At 45.0% G+C, this 24132-nt stretch carries 19 protein-coding genes and 1 other RNA gene; 14 read left to right on the forward strand and 6 right to left on the reverse strand.

The features are described from left to right. Window positions 1–30: 30 nt before the first annotated feature. The 7 genes from B7360_RS10600 to udp all read left to right on the forward strand — a co-directional run bounded on the left by B7360_RS10600 (window position 31) and on the right by udp (window position 8325). Window positions 31–774: a hypothetical protein gene (locus B7360_RS10600; protein ID WP_085343465.1), complete on the forward strand. Its 744-nt coding sequence runs from the start codon at window positions 31–33 to the stop codon at window positions 772–774. A gap of 152 nt (window positions 775–926) precedes the next feature. Continuing rightward, the gene (locus tag B7360_RS10605; RefSeq protein WP_085343466.1) at window positions 927–2930 is read left to right on the forward strand and encodes a GGDEF domain-containing protein; all 2004 of its coding nucleotides are present in this window, start codon (window positions 927–929) and stop codon (window positions 2928–2930) included. Between the two features lie 137 nt (window positions 2931–3067). Continuing rightward, an RNA gene (ffs, locus tag B7360_RS10610) (signal recognition particle sRNA small type) lies at window positions 3068–3164 on the forward strand. 208 nt (window positions 3165–3372) lie between these two features. After that, entirely contained in the window at window positions 3373–4107 is a 735-nt protein-coding gene (locus tag B7360_RS10615) for an RNA methyltransferase (RefSeq protein WP_005390601.1), read from the forward strand. A 248-nt stretch (window positions 4108–4355) separates the two neighbouring features. After that, a complete protein-coding gene (locus tag B7360_RS10620) occupies window positions 4356–4775 on the forward strand; it encodes a CBS domain-containing protein (RefSeq protein WP_005390603.1) in 420 nt (139 codons plus the stop codon). 178 nt (window positions 4776–4953) lie between these two features. Then, window positions 4954–7260 carry a zinc/cadmium/mercury/lead-transporting ATPase gene (locus tag B7360_RS10625; RefSeq protein WP_085343467.1) on the forward strand — a complete coding sequence of 769 codons (2307 nt, stop codon included), beginning with the start codon at window positions 4954–4956 and terminating at the stop codon, window positions 7258–7260. Window positions 7261–7566: 306 nt separating this feature from the next. Then, the gene (udp, locus tag B7360_RS10630) at window positions 7567–8325 is read left to right on the forward strand and encodes a uridine phosphorylase (RefSeq protein ID WP_012842006.1); all 759 of its coding nucleotides are present in this window, start codon (window positions 7567–7569) and stop codon (window positions 8323–8325) included. Window positions 8326–8480: 155 nt separating this feature from the next. Here the strand turns inward: udp and B7360_RS10635 are convergent, their stop codons facing one another. After that, window positions 8481–9641, reverse strand: coding sequence for a DUF1887 family protein (locus tag B7360_RS10635; RefSeq protein ID WP_005390608.1), 1161 nt, complete (start codon window positions 9639–9641; stop codon window positions 8481–8483). A 163-nt stretch (window positions 9642–9804) separates the two neighbouring features. Continuing rightward, entirely contained in the window at window positions 9805–11796 is a 1992-nt protein-coding gene (locus tag B7360_RS10640) for a methyl-accepting chemotaxis protein (protein ID WP_085343468.1), read from the reverse strand. 267 nt (window positions 11797–12063) lie between these two features. Between B7360_RS10640 and hinT the strand changes: the two genes are divergently transcribed. The 7 genes from hinT to B7360_RS10675 all read left to right on the forward strand — a co-directional run bounded on the left by hinT (window position 12064) and on the right by B7360_RS10675 (window position 18282). After that, entirely contained in the window at window positions 12064–12414 is a 351-nt protein-coding gene (gene hinT / locus B7360_RS10645) for a purine nucleoside phosphoramidase (protein WP_005390611.1), read from the forward strand. A gap of 71 nt (window positions 12415–12485) precedes the next feature. Then, entirely contained in the window at window positions 12486–13883 is a 1398-nt protein-coding gene (locus tag B7360_RS10650; protein ID WP_085343469.1) for a COG3014 family protein, read from the forward strand. Then, window positions 13883–14275: a YcfL family protein gene (locus B7360_RS10655; protein ID WP_005390620.1), complete on the forward strand. Its 393-nt coding sequence runs from the start codon at window positions 13883–13885 to the stop codon at window positions 14273–14275. Before B7360_RS10650 ends, B7360_RS10655 begins: the two co-directional genes overlap by 1 nt. A gap of 66 nt (window positions 14276–14341) precedes the next feature. Continuing rightward, the gene (gene lpoB, locus B7360_RS10660) at window positions 14342–14932 is read left to right on the forward strand and encodes a penicillin-binding protein activator LpoB (RefSeq protein ID WP_005378467.1); all 591 of its coding nucleotides are present in this window, start codon (window positions 14342–14344) and stop codon (window positions 14930–14932) included. Window positions 14933–14956: 24 nt separating this feature from the next. After that, a complete protein-coding gene (thiK, locus tag B7360_RS10665) occupies window positions 14957–15838 on the forward strand; it encodes a thiamine kinase (RefSeq protein ID WP_085343470.1) in 882 nt (293 codons plus the stop codon). A gap of 75 nt (window positions 15839–15913) precedes the next feature. Continuing rightward, on the forward strand, window positions 15914–16453 hold the full coding sequence (ycfP, locus tag B7360_RS10670; protein ID WP_012842003.1) for an alpha/beta hydrolase YcfP: 540 nt from the start codon (window positions 15914–15916) through the stop codon (window positions 16451–16453). 539 nt (window positions 16454–16992) lie between these two features. Further along, window positions 16993–18282: an NAD(P)/FAD-dependent oxidoreductase gene (locus B7360_RS10675; protein ID WP_005390626.1), complete on the forward strand. Its 1290-nt coding sequence runs from the start codon at window positions 16993–16995 to the stop codon at window positions 18280–18282. Window positions 18283–18363: 81 nt separating this feature from the next. Here the strand turns inward: B7360_RS10675 and B7360_RS10680 are convergent, their stop codons facing one another. The 4 genes from B7360_RS10680 to B7360_RS10695 form a co-directional block, all read right to left on the reverse strand. Next, on the reverse strand, window positions 18364–18912 hold the full coding sequence (locus tag B7360_RS10680; protein ID WP_085343471.1) for a GNAT family N-acetyltransferase: 549 nt from the start codon (window positions 18910–18912) through the stop codon (window positions 18364–18366). A gap of 163 nt (window positions 18913–19075) precedes the next feature. Beyond that, a complete protein-coding gene (locus B7360_RS10685; protein WP_074191059.1) occupies window positions 19076–19846 on the reverse strand; it encodes a peptidoglycan binding protein CsiV in 771 nt (256 codons plus the stop codon). A 7-nt stretch (window positions 19847–19853) separates the two neighbouring features. Next, window positions 19854–23315 (reverse strand): transcription-repair coupling factor, encoded by a 3462-nt coding sequence (gene mfd / locus B7360_RS10690; RefSeq protein WP_085343472.1) that lies wholly within the window; start codon window positions 23313–23315, stop codon window positions 19854–19856. A gap of 5 nt (window positions 23316–23320) precedes the next feature. Further along, window positions 23321–23890, reverse strand: a complete 570-nt coding sequence (locus B7360_RS10695; RefSeq protein ID WP_006742154.1) for a hypothetical protein — start codon at window positions 23888–23890, stop codon at window positions 23321–23323. Between the last annotated feature and the right edge of the window lie 242 nt (window positions 23891–24132).

Genomic DNA, 24132 nt, shown 5'->3' on the forward strand with positions numbered 1-24132 from the left:
ACCAAGTAGGTGGGGAAGCCAGGAGGCGCTATGATTTTATCGACACTTCAATTTTTCATTACGACTTTACTCGCAGTGGTGTGCGTTCGAGCGATGAGTTTGAGCGAGGGAGATATTCCCGTTCTTGCACTCATGATCCCGGCGTTGTGGATCTTGCCACAAGGCGGGTTTGCAGGCTTGGTGTTGCTGGGCGCAATGATGGCTTTTGGCGCTACGCTCTCAATGCAGCCAATCGCGCTATCGATTGGTATTTTGATCCTTTTCCCACTTTTAATGGTAGTGTTCTCTCGTAGAAGTTCGTTGGGCGTCCTGCTCACCGCAGGCCTAATCGTACTTACTCTACAAGTAGGTATTATGGTCACGCAACAAGGTGGGAAGCTGGATGGATCCGCTTGGGTTACAGTGGTTCAAACTGTCGCGGTCATGGCGATGTGGTGGTCTACTGTACATTGGACCCCATCCAATAAGCACAGCTGGTGGCCGATGCTGTTGTTGTTCCCATTATGGATTGCTGGCTTGCCATATGCCGTTCTTGTGGCATTGAGCGTGACAGGAATGCTGGCTTCAATGGAAACCCTCGCGAAGCTTAAACACTCCATTCGTTGGAGTAAACTATTGTGCTGGACGTTACCGACCGTTGGCTTTGCTGCCTTAGTGGTGAGTCCAACTACAGATGTACCAAACCCTGTTTTTGTTGTTTGGATCTGTTTGTTAGGAACGGCTTGGATGACGGACTATATCTTACGTAGCAGCGATGAACAGGCAGAATTATGAGTATTTCGTCAGGTAAAAAGTGACACGTGCGGCAGACTATCGAATTGGTTGTGGAACAAAATGAAGATTAGTATATGTTCTTCATTTCATATTTACTAAACTTCCAATAATAATAACCACATTATAAGTGGTTGATTTAAGATAAGTTTGTCATGACTACCTTTGCTCGAACACTGTTGCTTTTTACTTGTTGCCTACTGAGTTTGAATGTAAAAGCTGAATCACCTTTAATTGCTCATTATAAAGTTGCGACAGAAGCGGATGATGTCGTCACCCGTGTTCTTTTTAATGCTGCATCGAAAGAGTTCGGCTTTACCGTTCAATATGTGAACTATTCCAGCTTTGATGCCATTCTAAATTCCGTCGCGAATGGGGAAGCGGACTTTGCTGCGAATATCACTTACACAGAAGAGCGTGCTCAACGCTTTAGTTACTCCCGTCCAACTAATATCGAATATACCTACCTTTTTGGATTAAAAGACTCGACGTTGAGTGACATTTCACGAGTTGGCGTCCCTAAAGATACGGTTTACGCTGAATTACTTAAACAATACTACCCGGAGCTAAAACAGGTCTCTTATCAAGGTCATGAGCAAGCGGTAACGTTACTGAGATCAGGCGTTGTTGAAGGCGTAGTCGATGCCATCAATCAGCTTAAGCCGATGCTGCTGGAGGGCTTTGACGCTAAGATGTTAAATGATCAGATTTCGATAAAGCCAGTATCGATCATCAGTAAAAAAGATCATCATCTCGAAGAGTTGGATACGTTCGCTACGTTTATTCATGGGGAAGGAGTGCAAAAGCAACTTCGTGAAGAGATCTCCCAGTATCAATTTGAATTAAGGCGAGCGGCATTGCGAGAATCTATTCGCTTATTACCTCTCGATTTTAGTGAGCCAATACGGATCAAGCTCGAATCTATCTTTCCATATGTTGTTTACAACGAAGACGGCAGTATCGAAGGGATGACGGCAGATGTCGTCCTGAGAAGCTGTGAGATCTTGGCATTAAACTGCGTGATCATTAGTGAGCCAAATGAAAGTTGGGGTTCCATGTATCATGAGTTTATGCAGGGGAATTTCGAAATTTTAGCGCCGTTAACGGTCAGTCGCGAGCGGCATGAATTTAGTTACTTTCCCAAGCCCCATTACTCACCAGCATCCGTTATGGTCAAGCGTTTAGGTTACAAGCCGAACACTTACTCTCATGTGTCACAGTTGATCTCTGAGCGGATTGGTGTGGTTGAGGACGACTTTTTCGATCAAATGATGACGCAACTTTTACCGTTAAAAGAGCTGAAACGTTATCGTACCCAACAAGAACTCATTCAGGGTTTATTGAATGAAGAGGTCGATTACATTCCGATGGATACCGCGATGCTCAACCACTTTTTACGTCTGAGCGAGTTGATTCCGATAGAGCAGGACACGGCGATTGGCGAGTTTTACCAGTCACAACTTTCTGTTGGATTGGTGGCGAACAAGAAAGGTGCCATGCTTGCTCCTTTTTTCAGTCGAGCGATAGCGATGTTGGAAGTTGATAAGATCATTGCCCAGTACGACCTGCGCCCAGATTGGCGTACCGCGCTTGAATATGAGGTTCGGCTTGCGACGCAAACGCAGGCTGTGTTTGTCTTTGTATTGTTGTTTGCGATTTGCGTTTCGCTTTATCTTTACCGTCAATCGAATACCGACAATTTAACGGGGTTAAGAAATCGCCGCGCGTTGCAAGTAAAACATCGAAAAGGCGTAAACAAAGATCTATCCATACTTTACTTGGATATTAACCACTTCAAACGAATCAATGATACGTACGGTCACCGTGCTGGTGATGAGGTGTTGCAATTATTGGCGCTAAAAATTCATTATGTATGGTCAGGGAAAAGTTACCGGATAGGGGGAGATGAGTTCATCTTGTTGGGCTACCCGACTCAAGCAGAATTAAATAGGGCAATGAAAGAGCTCAGCAGAATTGATGTAAAAGGCAAACTGTGTAGTGAGTTAGAGTCTGTGGGTATCTCTATTGGTGTCTCTGCAAAAAGAGAACAGCACATGAGCTTAGAGCAAGCCATGCATTTAGCTGATGAAGATATGTATTCAAGTAAGCAGTCAACACGCCGCTATTCTTCTTCTCATCGTTACGTGGCTCAATCATAGAGGAATGAATTGATCGAGTTTTGTCCAAACGGTAATGAAATGACGAAATTCAAGGCTTTTGCTCTTGCATTATGAGGGCTGATACTGAATAATCGCCCCATCGATTGAGGCAAGTCCTCTCGAAAAGAATTATGGGGCTCTGGTCCTCTCGCAACAATAGCTCGTGAACTCGGTCAGGTCCGGAAGGAAGCAGCCGCAGCGGGTGACTTGTGTGCCGGGATGTGGCTGGGGTCCCACCCTTTAAAAGCCCTGCGTATATCGCAGGGCTTTTTTCGTTTTTGAACCCTCTTTTACTGCGTTTGCTCTTCAAAGTCTTCTGATGAATCAAGTTTCTTGAGGTTATTTAGGTATAATTTATAATCTCACGCGCTTGATACCGAACTGTCGTGAAGATTGTTTCGAGTACATTCGCCGAATAACCATTTTCACCTGGGATACTTTAATGATTTCAAAAAACCAATTAAAACTGCTTCGTGCTTTAGGTCAAAAGAAACAGCGTAAAGCGCATGGCTTATTCCTAGTTCAGGGTGAAAAGAACGTTTTAGAGCTGGCAAGTAGTTCATTAAAGGTGAAGCACGTCTTCGCAACCGAAGCATTTCTCGAACAAAACGCTAGTGCGCTAAGTGGTTTTGATTGCATTGAAGCATCGCTTGACGACCTGACCAAAGCGAGCACTCTCGTGAGCAATAACGCGGCCATTGCAGTGGTTGAAATCCCGAGTGTAAAAGTGCCTCAAGCAAAAGGCTTGATGATTGCGCTAGATGGTGTATCTGACCCAGGTAATCTAGGAACGATTATTCGTGTCGCAGACTGGTATGGCATCAAGCACATTATTGCGAGTACAGATTGTGCTGATCCGTATAACCCTAAGACGATCAGCGCGACCATGGGCAGTTTTGGCCGCGTACAAGTGAGTCTGGTTGATTTGCCAAGTTACTTAGAAGAAGCCAATTTGCCAGTTTATGGCGCGTTTCTGGAAGGGGAGAGCGTTCATAAAACGGAATTCGCTGCTGAAGGTATTTTGTTGATGGGCAGCGAGTCCCACGGCGTACGTGAAGAAGCTGCGAAGCTCGTGACAAATAAGATCACGATTCCGGCATTTGGTGGTGCTGAGTCGCTGAATGTCGCAATGGCAACCGGTATTATTTTAGACAATATGCGTCGACATCATTGTTAATGTAACTATGCGCCAATAATGAAGCCAGTCAATTTGACTGGCTTTGTTGTATTTACCACCTGTTAAAAATGAGCCCATTTGCAAGTTGTACTCAATTAAACAACAGTGAATGCCGATGATGACTTAATTTTGATTCAGATCAATAGGCTGCACCTATAAATAAAATTACTCATTTCCATTTAGTAAATTCAGGAAATTAGGCGACACTTATCTAAAGGCCGCAATAAAATGCCCTTAAGGAGATAAGAATGCATTCATTAAAAGTAAAAGATTACATGACGTTGCAAGCGGTGACCTTCACTAAAGATATGTCACTTTCGGCTGCTTTGAATAAAGTCATGCAAAGCGTCACATTAGGTGGCCCCGTCATTGATGAGAATGAAAAGGTAGTTGGATTCTTATCAGAACAAGACTTGTTAGATAAATTGGTGAAAGCGAGTTATCACTGCCAAGACACGCATACCGTTCAAGAGTGTATGCATGACGATGTTTTATCTGTTTCTCCAGACATGTCAGTGATTGAGTTGGCTGACATGATGAAGATTGGTAAGCCAAAAATGTATCCAGTGGTTGACGGTAAAGGTAAATTGGTTGGCGTTATCACTAGGCGAGATGTGCTGCGCGCCATCGGGATGACTTTAAATGAGTGTTTTAAGCATCCAGTTTAACCTTTTTGATCAAATATCATAGGTGCTTGATTTTAAATAAGTCATTTGGAAAGACGCTTCGGCGTCTTTTTTATTTTCAATCGACGAGTTTTTAAAAAATCACCTTGACCTTGGAGCTAGCTCTAAGGTTTATCCTTAGCCATAGGCAAAGAGCCTACACCAATAAGGAAAATAAATTATGTGTACGAAACATCAAGGTTGCCAATCTAGCAAAATCAAAACTGCGGTGCCGCTTGGCGCGAGCGAGTCGTGCTGCGCACCAGTAAAATCTTCACTCAACATTTCTCAAGCTGGCGTAGAAGTGTCTGAAAGTTCATGTTGCAGCGGAGGGAGTTGTAGCGCCGACCCAGGTGAGGAAGAAGAGCCCTCAAGGGAGAATGATTCCTCAATTCGAAACTCGTGGCTTGTGTCAGGTATGGATTGCCCTTCATGTGCACAAAAGCTTGAGAAGGCTATTACGTCTTTGGAAGGTGTTAGCCAAGCAAAAGTCTTGTTTGCAACAGAAAAACTGGTTGTCGATTTTGACGATCGCGAGCTGACCTCTACGATAGAGCATACAGCCCAACAAACAGGTTTTCCACTTTCTTCACTCGATGCTCCAAAACCAAATACCGCAACGAAGGGCTGGCGTGGGGTAGTAAAAGACAACATTCAAATTCTCTCTATTGCTAGTGCGATGGTTGTCGCGGCAATAATTTCTAAGATCGACCCTCAAATAAGCACTTGGTTATTCACGTTGACCTGTTTACTGGGTTTATACCCAATTGCGCTCAAAGCGTTCAAGTTGGCGCGTAGCGGTACGCCTTTTGCGATTGAAACGTTAATGAGTGTGGCAGCGCTCGGCGCTTTATATTTAGGTGAAACCGCTGAAGCGGCAATGGTGTTATTGCTTTTCCTTATTGGTGAAAAGTTAGAAGCATATGCATCATCCCGCGCTCGAAGTGGTGTCCAAGCGCTAATGGACTTAGTCCCAGAAAATTCAATTTTAATTGTTGATGGTGAGCGTAAAGAGGTGCCTGCAGCTCAGCTTAAGCCGGGGGATATTATAGAAGTTGCACCCGGTGGTCGTTTGCCAGCGGATGGTGTGTTGCAAGATGCGCTTGCAAGTTTTGACGAAAGCGCGTTAACGGGAGAATCCGTTCCCGTTGAGCACCAAACGGGTGGCAAAGTGATGGCCGGGGCTGTGGTTGTCGATAAAGTCGTTCGTTTACAGGTGACTTCTCGTCAAGGCGAGAATGCGATTGACCGAATTCTCCATTTGATTGAAGAAGCAGAATCTCGTAAGGCACCATTAGAACGTTTTCTGGATAAATTCAGCCGTTGGTATACGCCGCTGATGATGTTGGTGTCCTTGATGGTTATCGTCACGCCACCACTGTTGTTTGCTCAACCATGGGAAACGTGGATTTATCGAGGACTTGCCCTGTTACTGATCGCCTGTCCTTGTGCGTTGGTTATTTCAACGCCTGCAGCGATTACTTCTGGCTTGGCGGCTGCGGCGAAGCGGGGTGCATTAATCAAAGGTGGTGCGGCGCTTGAGTTGCTTGGTAAGGTTGAGTCCGTCGCATTTGATAAAACCGGTACATTGACGCAAGGTAAGCCGCAGGTGACCGACGTCTTTGCTTTTGATGTAGATGAAGACAAGTTACTTAGCCTGACAGCCTCAATCGAAGTTGGCTCAAGCCATCCTCTCGCGGTTTCTTTAGTTAATAAAGTGCAACAGCAGGGGCTTCCTATTCCTGAAGCGCTAGATAAAACCGCGCAAGTGGGCTCTGGTGTCACAGGTTACGTCGATGGGAAAATAGTCCAAGTAGTCACGCCTTCTAAGGCCGATTTCCCACTTTCTCAAGAAACCGAAGAGCGAGTGGTGACGTTGGAACAACAAGGTAAAACGGTTGTTATTGTGCGTTACGATTACGAGGTCATTGGCGTGATCGCATGGCAAGATACATTGCGCCCAGATGCCCAAGAAGCTATCGCTACGTTGAAGGAGCTTGGGATAACGTCGGTGATGCTAACCGGTGACAACCCGAGAAGTGCTGAAGCAATGGCGACCAGAATAGGCTTGGATTATAAAGCAAGCTTATTACCAGCAGATAAAGTGCATTACGTCGAGAAACTATCACAGCAACACACCGTTGCAATGGTGGGAGATGGTATTAATGATGCGCCAGCGATGAAAGCTTCGAGTATCGGCATTGCGATGGGAGGCGGTACGGATGTTGCGCTGGAAACGGCCGACGCGGCAATAACGCACAATCGTCTGATTGAGTTACCTGCCATGATAGAACTATCGCGTGCGACGTTAAGTAATATTCGTCAGAATGTTGCGTTAGCGCTTGGTTTGAAAGGCGTTTTCTTGGTGACAAGTTTACTGGGCATTACGGGTCTATGGGTGGCAGTATTAGCCGACAGCGGCGCAACTGCACTGGTTACGTTAAATGCGTTGAGATTGCTCCGTTTTGAGTCCAAGCAGGCCAAGTGACCTACCTAACTAGTTAATAAAAAGCCCGAGGCATTCGTGTCTCGGGCTTTTTTAACCGTATCGACGAAATCTAATAATATGTTTTAGTTTGTTTTTGAAATCACGCATCGCTATGCAACAAAATGAGCCAAACTCCCCAAAAGTGTGATCATTGCTTGTTTTGGGTGAAATTATAGTTTCATTACATTTTCTCATTGTGATTGTGATCACTCTATGTTGGTGAAAGGTTCGCTACAGTGCATTTGTACCCAATAACTGATTAATGAGCTTATTGTTCATAAAATAAGCCACAATAAGGAGCGACTTATGTCTCAAGCTGTATTTCATTTAGGTGTTACTGAAGCTGATCTTAATGGTGCGACTCTAGCCATCATTCCTGGTGATCCAGCGCGCGTTCAAAAAATCGCAGAACAAATGGAAAACCCAGTATTTCTAGCAAGTCACCGTGAATACACGCTATACCGTGCCGAATTAGACGGTAAACCTGTTGTGGTTTGTTCTACAGGTATTGGTGGCCCTTCTACCTCTATCGCAGTTGAGGAACTCGCGCAGCTTGGTGTCCGTACTTTCCTACGTGTTGGTACAACTGGCGCAATTCAACCGCATGTAAATGTAGGTGACATGATCGTAACGACGGGGTCAGTTCGTCTTGACGGTGCGAGCCTGCACTTTGCGCCAATGGAATTCCCAGCAGTTGCTGACTTTGAAGTAGCAACTGCAATGAAAGCGGCAGTAGAAGAGTCTGGCGCTGCGGTTCACATGGGTGTGACGGCTTCAAGTGATACGTTCTACCCAGGTCAAGAGCGCTACGACACGTTCTCTGGTCGCGTTGTTAAGCGTTTCCAAGGTTCTATGCAAGAATGGCAAGACATGGGCGTACTTAACTTTGAGATGGAGTCTGCAACATTGCTAACAATGTGTGCGAGCTCTGGTCTAAAAGCAGGTTGTGTGGCGGGTGTAATCATCAACCGTACACAAAAAGAGATTCCAGATCATTCAACTCTGAAAGAGACGGAAGCTCGTTCAATTAAGGTGGTAGTAGAAGCAGCGCGTAAAATGCTGTAAGCCGCGATAATTGGCATTTTAAACAAACGGAAAAACCAGAGGCATGCCTCTGGTTTTTTTCTACCTATCTAAACCCACACTTAAAAATTAGGTATAAAAAAGCAGCCTGTAACGCTGCTTTTGATCATTTTGAATTCTAGCTTTTATCGCTGATGTTAGATCTCGTCCGAGCCACCTGCGTCTTTAAACCAAGCCGTTAGGTGCGTTCTTAAGTCTTTAAGCTCATCAGGGCCAATCAGAGCTAGCCCCAAATCTTCTGCACGAGTAATGTCATTGTGACGAAGCGGTCGGAAGCTCACTAGCATTGCACGTGCTTGTAAACCACCTAGCAGATCTCTGAGGGATTCTAGCTTGTACAAGGTGTCATCGCCGTCATCTCGCATGCCTTTGGTTTTACACTCAATGATGTGGAGCTTGTTGTTTACCACTGTTGCAACATCCAACTCATTGCGTACTTCACTTTCACCAAGTTTGCGATAAACCTGAACATTCAAAGAGCGATCTTGAATCGTCGGCATCGTATCTTGAATTTGCTTGACCGTGCTGTGTACCAGAGTCTCTAACCATTCACCGTTTGAAAAGCGGCGTGCATCTTCATCTGCAAACGTTAGAACGCCATTCTCATAAGTGGCGATTTGCGCTTCCACTAAGTCCGAAAGCAGCATGTTGAGCTCACGGTAGCCTTGTTGCTTTTCAGAAAGCTCCACATCAAGTTTTTGCTCTTTGCGGCATGTGGTTGCAAGGTAGTTAAGAGTCGCTAAGCCTGGACCAAGCTCAAGCGCATTTGAGGCCCAGCGTTCACCAAGTTCATACAGTTTTTTATCAAGAAGAGGAGGTAAATCAACGTGGTGGAACTCGCCGCGTGCGCCGAAGATAGTGAGGTAGTCAGCAATCGTAATGTGGTCTTCGACTTGAGTATCTTCTTTGCCATCTGGGTATAACCAGCAAAGCTTATCGCTACTTGGCTCAACCACAAAAATTGGCCAGCGATAGGTACGGAAAACCTCGTACACAGACAATAAGCGATGACGAAGACCGCAACTGGCGTTCAATTTCACATCTTCGCCGCGTTCATGGAGATCTTTTGCCAGTTTTTGAATCGCTTGTTTGATCAGCGAAGTATTGACGGCGGATGGGATTTCAAAAAATTCGGAAGTAATGTCTCGTTGCTCTAAAACGGCACTCAGTCGGTCAAATATATCTAACTGGCTCTTGTCTCCGATGAAGACGATATGTGTGCTTAGCGTACGATTATCTAATAGAGGAGTGACCAATCTCACTGGGTCTTGGTCGATAATACCAACATGAACAGCCATAGATTTTCCTTTTTATGAGGCCGCTCGAAAATAGATGTGCAAGGGGATGAGCTGGCCATATTAATCATATGTAGACATGGCTGATAAAAAACAAGGGCGACTTAACAAAAAGTCGCCCTTATACAGTTGATTGCACTGATTAATGCTCAAATTTATAAATGATTTATAACTTAAAGCGGTGAACCAATTCATTCTGTTGATGAGCCAAGTGAGTCAGGGATTCACTGGTCTGTGCGATGCTCGACATAGCTTGGAAGCTTTCATCGGCGATACTATTGATATCTTCAATACTGCGTGCAATGTCTGCTGAGGTTTCACTTTGCTCTGCTGCCGCTTGTGAAATATGCGTACTCATTTGGCTGATTTCGATGATTAGCGCTTGAATCTCTTCCATTGAGCTGTTCGCTTTTGATGCTTGCTCAACAGACATCTCCATATCGCTCATACAGCTTTGTATTACTTGATTTGCTGACTGAGAGCTGGATTGCAGATTACTGATCATCGATTCAATTTCAGTGGTGGACTGAGTGGTTCTGGATGCAAGCACACGCACCTCATCGGCCACTACCGCAAAGCCGCGACCTTGCTCGCCAGCGCGAGCCGCTTCAATTGCTGCATTCAATGCCAATAGGTTAGTTTGTTCAGCAATGTTGCGAATCACATCGAGGATAGAACCAATTTGACCACTCATTTTTTGCAATTCAGAGACAGCGGAAACGGATTCGTTCAAACGCGTTTCCAGTTGATTTATGGTCGAGATATTGCTGCTCATGACATTTCTGCCTTCTTCAGAGGCAGATTCGACACGCTGCACCATTTCTAGTGAGCCTTGTGCACTTTGAGCGACTTCTTGCACTGAGTGAGACATTTCCGTCATTGCGGTCGCAACGTTTGCTGTTTGCTCGCGTTGTGAACTTAATTTGCTTTGCGCTTGCGAAGACGTGCTTTCGTTTGTTGCTGCGGTCGAAGATAGGTTCTCTGACGCTTCGTTGAGTTTCACTAAGATCTCGTGAAGACTGTCGGCGAGTGAGTTAATGTGTCCACTTACTCGGCTGAACTCGTTGTTATAGCGAATATCGATACGTTGTGTCATGTCACCTTCAGTCAGGCTTTCAAGCACTTTTAGAATACGAGTCAATGGCTCGCGAACGCTGTGCGCGATGTGGTAGCCAATCGCTGTGGCAAGTAGCACGACAACAACGCCAATGATGATGGCTTTCGTCACACCCGCAGAATAAATGTCACCAGCGTCTGCTAACGACTCATTAAGTTTATCCGTTGCGGTTGTCGTAAATTGCTCAAGAATCGCCATGGTTGAATCAACTTTATTCGCTAGGTTGGCGATGTTGTTGTATAGCGCTGCACGAGCATTTAGGTAATTATTGTGCTGGTCTAACACCCCTCCACGCATTCCCACGTCGCGTGTGAATTGTTCTACCGACTCACCAAACGCTGTTTTTAGTTCAGGCAATTGAGTAACTAAACCACGGAAAGCATAGTTCAAATGAGTCACTGCTTTGCGGTTTTTGGTCACGGCTTGCGTAACAAACTCAGGATCAGAGCTGGCGAGGGCATCAGAGGTTATAACTTCGGCATCTTTTAGCTTAATGAAGTAACTCTTCGCCATGACTTTGACAGAAATGCTGGTTTGATCTGCCACATATTCTTTAAGGCCGACCGACAACTCGGTATTCAGCTTTTGGAAGCGACGTGACGATTTTTGCACTTTTTCTTGCGCAGCGAACATCGCTTCGTAGTTGTCCATGGCTTCAAGAGCTTCAGTAAAATAGCTCTGCTCTAACGTTTTTAATTGTGAAAACGGTTCGGCAAGAGAAGGGTAGATTTGGCTTGCTGTTTCCAATTGAGCCAAAGTGGATTCGAAACGTTGTTGAGATCTAGCAAATTCCTGACGCATTTCATCCATGCGTTGTTTATTCTCTGTCGTCAGAAAATCTTTAAACGATTTGTCGGCAGAAAGCAGTTCAACACTGGTTTGGTTAGATAACGATACCAGTGGTAGGGATGATTTAGACACGGTGCCAAACTTCCCGTGAATATCACTCATTCCTCCCATCATAATGGTAATTGTGACGGCAAATAGGATGATGATCAGAGCAAAGCCCGCATACATCCTTTTAATAACTGAACCTCGCATAAGTGAGCTTCCTCTCCCAAAATAGACAAGCTACCCAAGAATTTTGAGCTTACTTGGGTATAAAAATAATAATTGTCTTAAAAAAGTAACAAAATTCATTGGATTGTATTGAGTTTGTGACGCGCATTTTATGACGCACACGACAAAAAAAGCTTCGTTAATTAGCGTTTGATTAATAATGTTAAGTGAACACTGTTTTTATTGAGCTCCGCTTTTGGTTGGCGCATACTAATTGGGGTCTAATTACCTTTATAAAATGGAGTCCTCATGGCGGAAGAAACGATCTTTAGTAAAATTATTCGTAAGGAAATCCCTGCCGATATTCTTTATCAAGATGAGTTGGTGACTGCGTTTCGCGATATTAACCCGCGCACACCGAGCCATATTCTCATTATTCCGAATAAATTGATCCCAACAACGAATGATGTTGAAGCTGAAGATGAAGCAATGATGGGGCGTTTGTTCACTGTTGCTAAAAAACTGGCGAAAGAGGAAGGCATTGCGGAAGACGGTTATCGCCTGATCGTTAATTGTAACCCGCACGGTGGCCAAGAGGTTTACCATATTCACATGCACCTATTAGGCGGTCGTCCTCTAGGTCCAATGGTATTGAGCTAAGCTTTAAAAAGTGGGTGGCGCAGTTCACCCACTTCTTTTTCCTGTCGAATGACACATTTGTGGAGATAAATGTGAAACTAGGTGTAAAGCTGTTAGGGCTGATGAGCTGGGCTTTAATGGCCTCTGGCTGCGCGAATTTGTCTGCGGGCAATCTGTTTAGTCACTACAGCAACCAGAATCAAGAAGTTTATCAAGCCGTTGTTGCAGGGGAATATGCGAAAGCGAAACAACTTCAATCGAGCGAAGTGGGTGGTGAGATACTTGGCAACTTTGAAAAGGGCCGTATTTCTTTTCTTGCTGAAGATTACCCGACAAGTTTGAAAGCGCTGGAAAATGGTTATCGTGCCGTTCGTGTTCAGCAAGATCGCGCGACTATTTCTGTGTCAGAAACGGCAACGAGCGTCGGCTCTCTCGCAGTGAACGACAATCTCCAAGATTATCATCCCGCCGATTATGAACTTGGCTTTCTGCACCTTTATCTCGGGCTAAACTATTTACAGAAAAACGATTTGGAAGGGGCACTTGTTGAAGTGCGTCGAGCCAATCAAGTTCAGGAAGCGGCAAGAAAGGCGCGTGAAAAAGAACTAAAAGCAGCAGAAAAAGACCTGAAAAAGCAAGGCATGTCTGCCAATTTAGGCAGTGTGTTGGCGAGCTACCCTGATGCTGGTAAAAAACTAAGCGCAGTACAAAACGGCTATTTGTTCTATCTTTCTGGCTTGTTATATGAAGCGTCACGAGATTTAAACAGTGCTTATGTTGATTACCGACGAGCACTCGCTGTGATGCCAGACAACAAACAAGTTGTTGAAAGCACGTTGTACGCCGCTAAGAAACTAGGCATGCGTGAAGACTTACGCATGCTAGAGAAACGGTATGGTAAAGCACCTTCTGGGTTAACTCAGTCTCAAGGTCGAGTCATCGTTATTGATGAACAAGGCGTTGTGGAGGCTTTGAAAGGTTGGCGTATTGATCTACCGATTTACGACAGTCGCGATAATGGGGCCATTTATTCGTTGGCGCTTCCTTATTATCCGAATCGGGGTGCTCAACGTTTTAGCGATGTGGTTTTAAATGGTCAGGTATTGCCTTCTAGCACGCTGACTGATGTTAATGCGATGGCACAAAACGATCTTAATGAACGTCTGACTACAATGGTGATCCGTCAAGCTCTTCGCGTTTGGGCAAAAGATCGAATCCGAAAAGAGGCGGCGAAAAAAGGCGATGATGTGGGTAACATACTTTTCAATGTATGGAACACATTGACCGAGCAGCCGGATACGAGAAGTTGGCAAACATTACCAGCGCAAGTGAAAACGGCATCAAAAGTCGTGAAACCGGGAACACAAAGTTTAAACTTGGGTGATCAAACCTATCAGTTTGAAGTGCCTGCACAGCAGACTACATTGGTATGGGTATCTCGTCAGGGAACACACTCAACCGTGTGGCATAAACAGCTAGGGAGACTGTAATGAAAGCATGGCTTATTTGTTTAGCAATGGCTATTGGTTTAGTTGGATGCGCCGAAAACACGGCTGGTATTCGAATTGATGGTCAAACGCAAAAAGTATTTTTTAATGATAACGTTTTGGGTAGTCGCTTATTAGTTGACAACATCACCACCACTTACGTTGATGATCGTCCACGTGGAGTGGTGCAACTAAGCAGCAACTATAAAGGTGACCAGCACATTCTTTACCGCTTCTATTGGTATGACAATAATGGTTTAGAAGTGAATACCAAGCCAGGCCCATGGCGCAAAATGATTGTGCGAGGGTTTGAGCAAGTCACATTATCTGAAGTTACTGTGAATCCAAATGGCACTAAATTCCGTGTTCAAATTAGAGAAGCACAAGACAATTAATCTTAACGGCTTTGCCGAAGCTGCCGCGTTAACGATGCGCTGGTATTGAAAAACTAAGGAACTCTCATGAAAAAAAGTATTATTGCTCTTTTAGGTCTTGCCGTCATTTTGGGTGGCTGTTCTAACAAAGTCTCTTACGGCGATGCGCAAGCAACAGAGACCACAACTATCGATTTTGGCTCAACAGATTTACAAAAAATCGCGGCTGAAATGGTGGATAGCATGATGATGTCGGGTTCTGTAGCAGCAATTACTCGTGATCAACGTCCTATCGTTTTTGTTGAGCGAATTAAGAACAAGACCAGTGAACACATTGACACTGAATCCATTACCGACACTATTTCTACTAAGATGCTGAACTCTGGTAAGTTCCGCTTTGTTGATATGGACCGTGTTGAGTCTGTGCGTGAACAGCTTAACTTCCAAAACACGGATGAGCTGGTTAACCAAAGCACAGCGATCCAATTTGGTAAAATGGTGGGTGCGCAATACATGCTTTACGGTAACCTATCTAGCATCGTCAAAAATGCAGGTAGCGATAAAGATGTATACTACAAGATGACCATGCGCCTAATGGACCTAGAAACAGGTTTGATTGAGTGGGCGGATGAAACGGAAATTCGTAAAGCGCAATCGAAGAGCCTATTCGGTCTTTAATCGATACTGATGGAGAAGTCATCAATGGCATGGTTTTCTTGGCAACAAGCAAAACAGTTAGATCCGAGTCTTAATGCTCTCGATGGCTTCTTTACTGAGCCTCCGGTAAAAGTTCAAACCGTTACCGGGGGGCTAACCAACCGCTGTTGGCGGTTGGAATCCTCTCAAGGCCTTGTATACATCTGGCGACCGACCAGTAATGTTTGCAAGGCTTTTTCAATTTCTCGCCACAATGAATATCAAGTTCTGAATGCTATCTCTTCGTTAGAAATTGGCCCCAAGCCAGTGTTTATCCACGAGCAAGGTTTACTGGTGGAATGGATCGAAGGGCAAGCACTTTCGGATGTAGGGCTACCAGTAAGAGATTTATTATCCATTGCGGCGACCATTCATCAGCACCCGATCAGCGCGCTCCCTTTGGTTCCATTTTCTTATATTTCTCGCATCGATCATTATTGGCTTGAGCTTGATGGTCAGTATGCGGATACGGAATTTGAGGCTCTATACATGAAGTGGCGCACGGAACCGAGTGTAGCGCCGGTTCCACTAGCTCTTTGTCACTTTGACCTGGGGTGTTACAACCTCGTTCGGGGAGAGAGTGGGGTGAAAGTCATTGATTGGGAGTATGCTGGTATTGCTGACCCTAGGCTTGATTTGACCTTGACTATTCAAGTCGCGGATGCGCCTGTGGAAGAGGCGGTGAAACAGTATTGCCAGATTCGAGGTATCGAAGATGCGTCTCTTTGGTTAAGTGGTGTACAGGCGTGGCAGCCAAGAACCCTAGTGATGGCGATGCTTTGGTATCTACTGGCCTATAAATTGTGGGGAGATGAACAATACTTAAACAGTGCGCATGAGTTGAAAGGCTCATTGTGTATGGAAGATCACTGTTTTGAGAACTCGTGATATTTTCCCCTTTAACAGTAAGGAAATAGTGGTAGTTTTAATAAAAGTACCAGATACACACAGGGAGAGGTACACATGATTATTTACTTACACGGCTTTGACAGTACAAGCCCGGGTAACCACGAAAAAGTTCTTCAACTGCAATTCATCGACGACGACGTTCGTTTTATCAATTACAGCACCCTTCACCCAAAGCACGACATGCAACACTTGTTAAAAGAGGTGTCTAAAGTTATCGATCAATCGGATGATCCAAACCCGTTAATCTGTGGGGTTGGTTTAGGTGGTTATTGGTCTGAACGAATTGGTTTTCTATGCGGTATCAAGCAAGTGATGTTTAACCCGAACTTGCACCCAGAAAAAACGATGGCTGGTCGAATCGATCGCCCAGAAGAGTACGAAGATATCGCAACAAAATGTGTTGATCAGTTTCGAGCGAAAAATCAGGCTCACTGCTTGGTGATTTTATCCAAAGATGATGAAGTGCATGACAATGCGAAAACTGCAGCTGAGTTAGAAAAATACTATCAAATCATTTGGGACGAAACGCAGTCCCACAAGTTCAAAAAGATCTCTCACCATTTACAAGCGATGAAGGCATTTAAAAATACTTAAGAGTGTTTGAGTGTGAACAGTAAAGCGGCATTTTTTATCGGCTGCTTTGCTGCGACCCCCTCTTGTGAGTAGGCCGAGTCACTTTCTCTTTAAAGGCCTCATTTTCTTGGTTTAGCGCTTAGAATATTGTGTTCTCCTTACCGTTTTCTTACTTCCATCCTATGTAGCACGAATACCTTGTTGTAGAGTAGTCGAAAAGTAGTCAATCCGTACTCGTCACACGGATTTTGGTTGCCTTCAAAGTACGTCTCTATATAATGAACCAGACTAAAATAATTTGATAAATATCAAAAAAAATTGAGAGCGAGTAATAAACTTGCCCAAAAATCTCTGGCGTCGTATGCGTACCAGACAAATATGCTGAATCCTAACAAGTTATTGATAGATAAAGAATAAAATTAGGCAGCAGTTTTTAATCCAAATAAATTGAGACACCTCTAAGAACCAAGAATTCATCGGTTGGATGTATGGCACAGCATGTCTGTGAGCCATATGTCGAGCTGAACCCCATATATTCATTTTTGTAGAGGAAAATCATTGTGACACGCATTATCGTTGTAGGCGGCGGTGCTGGTGGTCTTGAGTTGGCAACTAAGCTTGGCCGAACTCTAGGTCGCAAGAACCGTGCGCAAATTACGCTAGTAGATCGTAAAGCGAGCCACTTGTGGAAGCCATTATTGCATGAAGTTGCAACTGGCTCTTTGGACGAAGGGGTGGATGCTCTGAGTTATCGAGCTCATGCAAAAAACCACAGCTTCGATTTCCAAATGGGTAGCCTTCAAGACATCGACCGCGAACGTAAAGTGATCATCTTAAGTGAGCTTAAAGATGAGCATGGTGAGCTTCTGATGCCAAGCCGCGAGCTAGAATACGACATTCTGGTCATGGCGATTGGTTCAACATCAAACGACTTCAACACTCCTGGCGTTCGTGAGAACTGTATTTTCCTAGACAGTCCAGAACAAGCGCACCGTTTCCGCACAGAAATGAACAATGAGTTCCTAAAACTGCACGCGAAAAACGGTAACGGTACGGTGGATATCGCGATTGTTGGTGCTGGTGCAACTGGCGTTGAGCTATCTGCAGAACTACACAATGCCGTTAAAGAGCTGCGTACTTACGGCTTTGGCGATCTTGACTCTAGCAAGCTGAACGTCAACCTGATTGAAGCAGGTGAGCGTATTTTACCAGCGTTACCTCCACGTATTTCTTCTGCTGCTCATCAAGAGTTGGTGAAGTTGGGCGTAAACGTACGCACTGCAACCATGGTGACTAAAGCTGAAAAAGATGGCCTCACCACGAAAGATGGTGAGAAGATCCCGGCACAAATCATGGTTTGGGCTGCGGGTATTAAAGCACCAGATTTTATTAAAGATATCGCTGGTTTAGAAACGAACCGTATCAACCAGCTGGTAGTGAAAAATACACTACAAACGACGCGTGATGATGACATTTTCGTTATTGGTGACTTAGCACAATGTACTCAGGCTGATGGTTCGTTTGTTCCACCACGTGCGCAAGCTGCGCACCAAATGGCAAGCCAAGCATTCAGCAACATCGTTGCGAAGATCAACGGACGCGAGCTGAAAGATTATGTGTATAAAGATCACGGCTCATTGGTGTCTCTAAGCCGTTTCTCTACCGTTGGTAGCTTGATGGGCAACCTAACCAAAGGGTCGATGATGGTAGAAGGCCGTATTGCACGTGTCGTTTATATCTCGTTATATCGAATGCACCTGATGGCGTTGCACGGCGTATTTAAAACCGGACTGATGATGCTTGTGGGCCGTATCAACCGAGTACTGCGTCCAAACCTTAAGCTTCACTAAGACGCCAAATTCACATCTACGCGGATTGCGCGGATGCATCTTCGAAATATAAAAAGCCACCGCAAGTCGGTGGCTTTTTGTTTATGTTAGATCTGTCGGTAAAAGTGAGTACACAACGCCATCCTTAGGCTTACCATGAAAAATAAACCGGTTTCTGGCGATGGTTTCTTTTTGCGCACCGACTGACTCAATTAAGGTTTGGCTTGCTTCGTTGTCGGGGTCACAGACAATTTCCAGTCGAGTTAAACTCAGCTTTGCAAAGCAGAATTCAGCCAAGGCTCTAACGGCTTCTTGAGCATAGCCCTGTCGTTGATAGCGGTCAGCAACCCAGTAGCCAATACTTGCCATATTAAACGTGTGATATAACTCGTTTACGGCGGCCATTCCTACTAGAGTGTTACTTTGTCGCTCATAGATACCGAAACCGAAAGCTTCTGTTTTTACCCAGTTAAGTCGGGTTGCCAACAGGAAGTCCTGTGCATCTTTCAACGTAATGTTTTGATTACACCAATCTAGCCACTGGTGTAGGGAAGGGGATTCTGCAAGCAAACGTTGTAGTAAGTGAGCTTCTTCAGAAGGGATGAGCTTGAGCGCTAAGCGGGGCGCAATGATTTCAAAATCTGGACTCATGAACTGATACGACTTCCATGTTGAGTTTAAGTAATTTGAAAACTGTCTACTTCATACTGTAACGCAGTTATTTTCCTTGCTCTGCGTTGGTTAGGAATAACTGAGGACATAACAGATAAAAACAAAGCGCAGCAAATGCTGCGCTTTGTTGAATCACTCGTGCTTATCGAACGCGACGAACTTGAATGATCATGCCCATCAATGGGTTGTCTAGGTAATGAGTCTCACTACTACGCATACGGCGTTTTTGATCCATTCGGTAGCTCTTGAGGAACTTTTCTTCTGTTATTGTAGGGGAGATTTCCGCCAAGTTACCGACTTGAACATTGCCATCGACCTCACCTAAATCATCCGCCAATTGCTCAGTTGAAGTTGGTTCAAAACGCACTTCTCTAACACTTGGCTCGCGCAGGTCTAGTGTCGTTTCAGCGAATAGATAATGCTGCACGTAAATTTGGAATCGGCCATCTAGTTCATACAAAGGACCGTTGACTGTCTCCTCACTGTAACCGTCAGTGGAAAATGTCTGAGTACTGCCATTGATTGGACTACCATCTGCGTGATAAGAATCAGAGAAATCTCGTCCACCAACAATACGGAAAATTGGGGCGCTAGATTTGCCTCGGTCACCTTGACGCCATGCTACGTGTTTAAGCACTTTAAACCCAGCATGGTTGTTTAATGCCGCTTCTTGCGCATTCAGGCGGAAAGATGAGCGTGGCAGTAGTGTTACACCTTTAGAGCGACGGTATGATTCACTCTCTAAGCTGCCGACATTTTCCATATCGATTTTTGGCAGTTGATTCGGCCAAGATTCAGTGGTGCTTTCAGCGTCGACTGCTCGCTTGAAAATGATCACTTCAATATCAAATTGACGCTGTGCCCAAGAAGGCATTGAGACACATAGAAGCAATAACGGGATCAGTATTCTCATTCGACTATTAGCTCGTTGGTAATAAATTCTGTTTAAAATCATTCAGTAAGTCTTGAACAAACTGAATGCGTTTACGTCGGTCCGCCAATGGTACGCTAAACTTGAACTTAGTTGGACCTTCCATTGCAAATTTTTGCGGCTGTGATTGCAGCAGTTTAACCAAATACGCTGGATTTATGTCAGCATCAGGGTAAAACTCGATAAATCCACCTTTATCATGGGCTTCTATCTTTTTCGCTTTTAGGCTACCAGCCGAAATTTTCAATTCTGAGACAGCAAGTAAGTTCTTCGTCGCGTCTGGAAGCAGTCCAAATCGATCGATAAGTTCCACTTTGAGCTCTGAGAGTTCTTCACCACTCGTAACGCTCGCAATACGTTTGTACATCGACAGTCGTGTATTCACATCCGGGATGTAATCGTCTGGCAAGAGCGCTGGGATTCGCATTTCAACTTCAGTTTGTTCACGAAGCAGCTCGTCCAAAGAAGGTTCTTTACCTTCTTTCAATGCTTGGACTGCTTGTTCCAGCATTTCCATGTACAGTGTAAAACCAACCGATTGAATTTGCCCACTTTGCTCGTCACCAAGCAGCTCACCAGCCCCACGGATTTCCAAGTCGTGAGTTGCTAGAGTAAAGCCTGCGCCTAAGTCTTCCAGTGAAGCAATCGCATCAAGACGCTTGATAGCATCTTTGGTCATGGCTTTTGGATGTGGCGTTAATAAGTAAGCATAGGCTTGATGATGAGAGCGTCCAACACGGCCACGCAATTGGTGCAGTTGCGCTAAACCAAGGTTGTCTGCACGATCCATAATAATGGTATTCGCCGTTGGTACGTCGATACCGGTTTCGATGATAGTTGTACACACCAACACATTAAAGCGCTGATGGTAGAAATCATTCATGATGCGCTCCAGTTCGCGCTCACGCATTTGACCATGTGCCACGGTAATTCGTGCTTCAGGAATAAGCTTTTGCAAGTCTTCCGCGGTTTTCTCGATAGTCTCTACCTGATTGTGCAGGAAGTAAACCTGACCACCACGCATGATTTCACGCAGTACCGCCTCACGGACCACAGATTCTTCTCTTTGACGAACAAAGGTTTTGATGGCTAAACGACGCGCTGGAGGTGTCGCGATGATCGACAGATCGCGCATGCCACTCATGGCCATATTAAGAGTACGTGGAATTGGTGTTGCGGTGAGGGTAAGAATATCCACATCCGCACGCATTGCTTTGACTTTTTCTTTTTGACGAACCCCGAAGCGGTGTTCCTCGTCAACGATCAACAAACCTAAATCTTTGAATTTAATGTCGCTTGAAAGCAGCTTATGCGTACCGACGACAATATCGACTTTACCATCTGCAACGTCTTGCAAAATGACTTTTTGTTCTTTGGCAGACTTAAAGCGAGACAGTACTTCAACTCGGATTGGTAAGTTGGCAAAACGGTCACGGAAGTTTTCGAAATGCTGCTGAGCAAGCAGGGTTGTCGGTACGAGTACGGCGACCTGTTTACTGTTATCCGTTGCGACAAATGCTGCACGCATAGCGACTTCCGTTTTGCCAAAGCCCACGTCACCACACACTAGGCGATCCATCGCTTTTGCTTGGCACATGTCTGACAAGACGGCATTGATGGCCATCGCTTGGTCATCCGTTTCTTCAAATGGGAACGTTGCTTTAAACGTTGCGTATTGCCCACGATCTAGCTCAAATTTGAAGCCCGGTTTTAATTCTCGTTTAGCGTAAACATCCAGCAACTCAGCCGCGACATCACGCACTTTTTCTGCCGCTTTACGACGTGCTTTTGCCCAAGCCTCGCCACCCAATTTATGCAGTGGTGCACTTTCTTCAGCACCGCCTGAATAACGGCTAATAAGGTTTAGTGATGAAACTGGTACGTAGAGCTTGGCATCGTTTTGATACTCAAGGGTGACGTATTCCGTTTTCATGCCACCGGCTTCAAGTGTTTGTAAACCGATGTAGCGGCCAATACCGTGATCAATATGAACCACGGGTTGACCGGGTTTCAATTCCGCAAGGTGGCGAATAACGGTGTCACTGTTGACTGCTTTTTTATCTTTGCGGCGTCGCTGGATAACGCGGTCACCAAGTAGATCACTTTCACAGATCAGAGCGAAGTTCAGCTCTTCGTAAATGAAACCATGCTCTGCAGCGCCTAAGATCAAACTGAAGCGATCACCCGAATCTAGAGCTTGGTAAAGTGAACCATGTACGACTGGGCGAACTTTGATGCCTTGCAACAGTTCTGTTAGTGCTTCACGACGACCTTCCGACTCTACCGAGAAAACAATTTTGCCGCTGAATTGCTCACTGAATTGACGAAGACGCGAAAGCGGTTCTTTATTTTGTTGCTGAACGCCAAGCTCGGCTAACGATTGTACTGGTAGGTTTTGACGATCAGCACGCTTAACCACTTTCTCTAGGCTCAATTGAGCCATAGGGAGCTGTTTTAGTTGGCTGAAGAGTTCGTCTTTTTTCAGCCAAAGTTGTTCAGGAGTCAAAAGAGGACGTAGTGGATCCACTTTTTTCTGGTCGTACCGATATTCGACATCGGTTAAGAAAGTATCGACCGCAGATTCAATATCACCATATGTGATGACTTGAGAGTCTTCTGGCAAATATTCAAATAAAGTCTCGGTATGGTCAAAAAACAGCGGTTGCCAATACTCAATACCCGCGGGCCAAGTGCCTTTGGTCACTTGCATGTAGATCGACTCTGGCTCTCGGCGTGCTTCAAATTGGGTGCGCCAACGTGTACGAAAATCCTCAATCGCTTCTTTAGTGGTTGGGAACTCATGCGCGGGCAGCAATTGGATTTGCTGAATATCGTCGATAGAGCGTTGGTTCTCTGGATCAAAGGTGCGAATGGTATCTATCTCATCATCAAAGAAGTCGATGCGATACGGGTCATCGCTGCCCATAGGAAAGAGATCCAGAATCGACCCACGGCTCGCGTATTCACCTGGCCCAAATACTTGGTCTACGTGGCGGTAGCCCGAATTTTCAAGTTGTGCACGTAGCTTCTCAAGCGAGAGTCGATCACCAGTTTTCACCATTAAAGTGTGTTGCAACAGAAAATCACGTGGCGATTGGCGTTGCAATACTGTACTGACCGGGACGATGGTTATGCCATCACGTTGACTTGGCAGTTGGTATAGGCGTGCGATACGTTCAGAGATGATTTCTTGATGCGGAGAAAAGTTATCGTAAGGCAGCGTTTCCCAGTCGGGGAACAGGCTTACTGTTTGTTCGGTGAATTGCTCAATCTCTGCCTGAAGCTTTAAAGCGATTTGCGGGTCAGGCACGATGAGTAGCGAGTGACTCGAATGCTGCTTGGCTAGCTCAGCAATAGCTAGAGGTAGAGCCGCGCCCGGTAAATTACCTAGCTGTTTTTTGTCGCCACGCTCAGAAGGATTGGTGACGGAAAGAATCGTTGCTTTTGTCATAGGAGTTATTTTTTATCTCGCTCCATCGAGCGCTGACGTAAAAGTTTTTGTTGTTGATATAGTGCCGCCTTTATCAGCAAATCTTGGTCAGATTCACGTAGCATCTTATATCTAAGAGTGATAATGAAATCTTGCTCTGAAGCATCACATTCTTCTACTTGAGCGTAACCGTAAATCGCTGCAGCAGGATGATCGAGAAACAGTTTAACACGAACGAGTTGTTGGGCAGATAGCGCTGTATCTGAACGGTAACTGAGTTGGCTGGCGCCAAACTTCGTGGTTTGATATCGAATGGAGGCGTCATCTTGTTGTGAAAGCATAAAGCTCAACAAGAGGTTAAGTTTCGCGTTTTGCGTATCAAGCAAGTTAATCACATGCTTTAAATCTTTGTTTTTTAGCTCTAGACGTGCATTGTCTGCCAACATATCTAGATGGCTAAATTCGCTGGCAACAATAAACGGTGCTGGAATTTCGGAGACAAAGGTTTCTTCATCTGGCAAAGCAAAATCCGCACTCAACGTTTCGACGTTGATAGTGAGATTATGATGGACGGTAAAGTATTCTTGCTCTGTCATATAGTCGGTCCTTTTGCCAGCGAGCGCTCCCTGTTCACTCAACAAACAAAGAGAAGTAGGGCACTGATTATCGCTAACTGAATGAAGTTATCAAGTTTACCTGATTTGTCCTTGAACTTTTTGCCCTAAATACAGACTTATTGCATGTCGTTGACAAATTTAGCGATTCTCTTGTCTTCTTAATGAGAAGAGTAAGGTAAGATAATCTGCTAAAGCTTTATATCAAAACAACCAGTTGGTTT

The sequence above is a fragment of the Vibrio sp. ArtGut-C1 genome (genome assembly GCF_002105475.1).
Taxonomy (GTDB): domain Bacteria; phylum Pseudomonadota; class Gammaproteobacteria; order Enterobacterales; family Vibrionaceae; genus Vibrio; species Vibrio diabolicus.

Bases quoted from the DNA above. Each gene is read 5' to 3' on its own strand.
- udp (WP_012842006.1), top strand. From the start codon at position 7,567: ATGTCTCAAGCTGTATTTCATTTAGGTGTTACTGAAGCTGATCTTAAT.
- thiK (WP_085343470.1), top strand. From the start codon at position 14,957: ATGGCATGGTTTTCTTGGCAACAAGCAAAACAGTTAGATCCGAGTCTT.
- lpoB (WP_005378467.1), top strand. From the start codon at position 14,342: ATGAAAAAAAGTATTATTGCTCTTTTAGGTCTTGCCGTCATTTTGGGT.
- B7360_RS10605 (WP_085343466.1), top strand. From the start codon at position 927: ATGACTACCTTTGCTCGAACACTGTTGCTTTTTACTTGTTGCCTACTG.
- B7360_RS10640 (WP_085343468.1), bottom strand. From the start codon at position 11,796: ATGCGAGGTTCAGTTATTAAAAGGATGTATGCGGGCTTTGCTCTGATC.
- hinT (WP_005390611.1), top strand. From the start codon at position 12,064: ATGGCGGAAGAAACGATCTTTAGTAAAATTATTCGTAAGGAAATCCCT.
- B7360_RS10655 (WP_005390620.1), top strand. From the start codon at position 13,883: ATGAAAGCATGGCTTATTTGTTTAGCAATGGCTATTGGTTTAGTTGGA.
- B7360_RS10635 (WP_005390608.1), bottom strand. From the start codon at position 9,641: ATGGCTGTTCATGTTGGTATTATCGACCAAGACCCAGTGAGATTGGTC.
- B7360_RS10625 (WP_085343467.1), top strand. From the start codon at position 4,954: ATGTGTACGAAACATCAAGGTTGCCAATCTAGCAAAATCAAAACTGCG.
- B7360_RS10685 (WP_074191059.1), bottom strand. From the start codon at position 19,846: ATGAGAATACTGATCCCGTTATTGCTTCTATGTGTCTCAATGCCTTCT.
- B7360_RS10680 (WP_085343471.1), bottom strand. From the start codon at position 18,912: ATGAGTCCAGATTTTGAAATCATTGCGCCCCGCTTAGCGCTCAAGCTC.
- B7360_RS10600 (WP_085343465.1), top strand. From the start codon at position 31: ATGATTTTATCGACACTTCAATTTTTCATTACGACTTTACTCGCAGTG.
- B7360_RS10695 (WP_006742154.1), bottom strand. From the start codon at position 23,890: ATGACAGAGCAAGAATACTTTACCGTCCATCATAATCTCACTATCAAC.
- B7360_RS10615 (WP_005390601.1), top strand. From the start codon at position 3,373: ATGATTTCAAAAAACCAATTAAAACTGCTTCGTGCTTTAGGTCAAAAG.
- ycfP (WP_012842003.1), top strand. From the start codon at position 15,914: ATGATTATTTACTTACACGGCTTTGACAGTACAAGCCCGGGTAACCAC.
- B7360_RS10620 (WP_005390603.1), top strand. From the start codon at position 4,356: ATGCATTCATTAAAAGTAAAAGATTACATGACGTTGCAAGCGGTGACC.
- mfd (WP_085343472.1), bottom strand. From the start codon at position 23,315: ATGACAAAAGCAACGATTCTTTCCGTCACCAATCCTTCTGAGCGTGGC.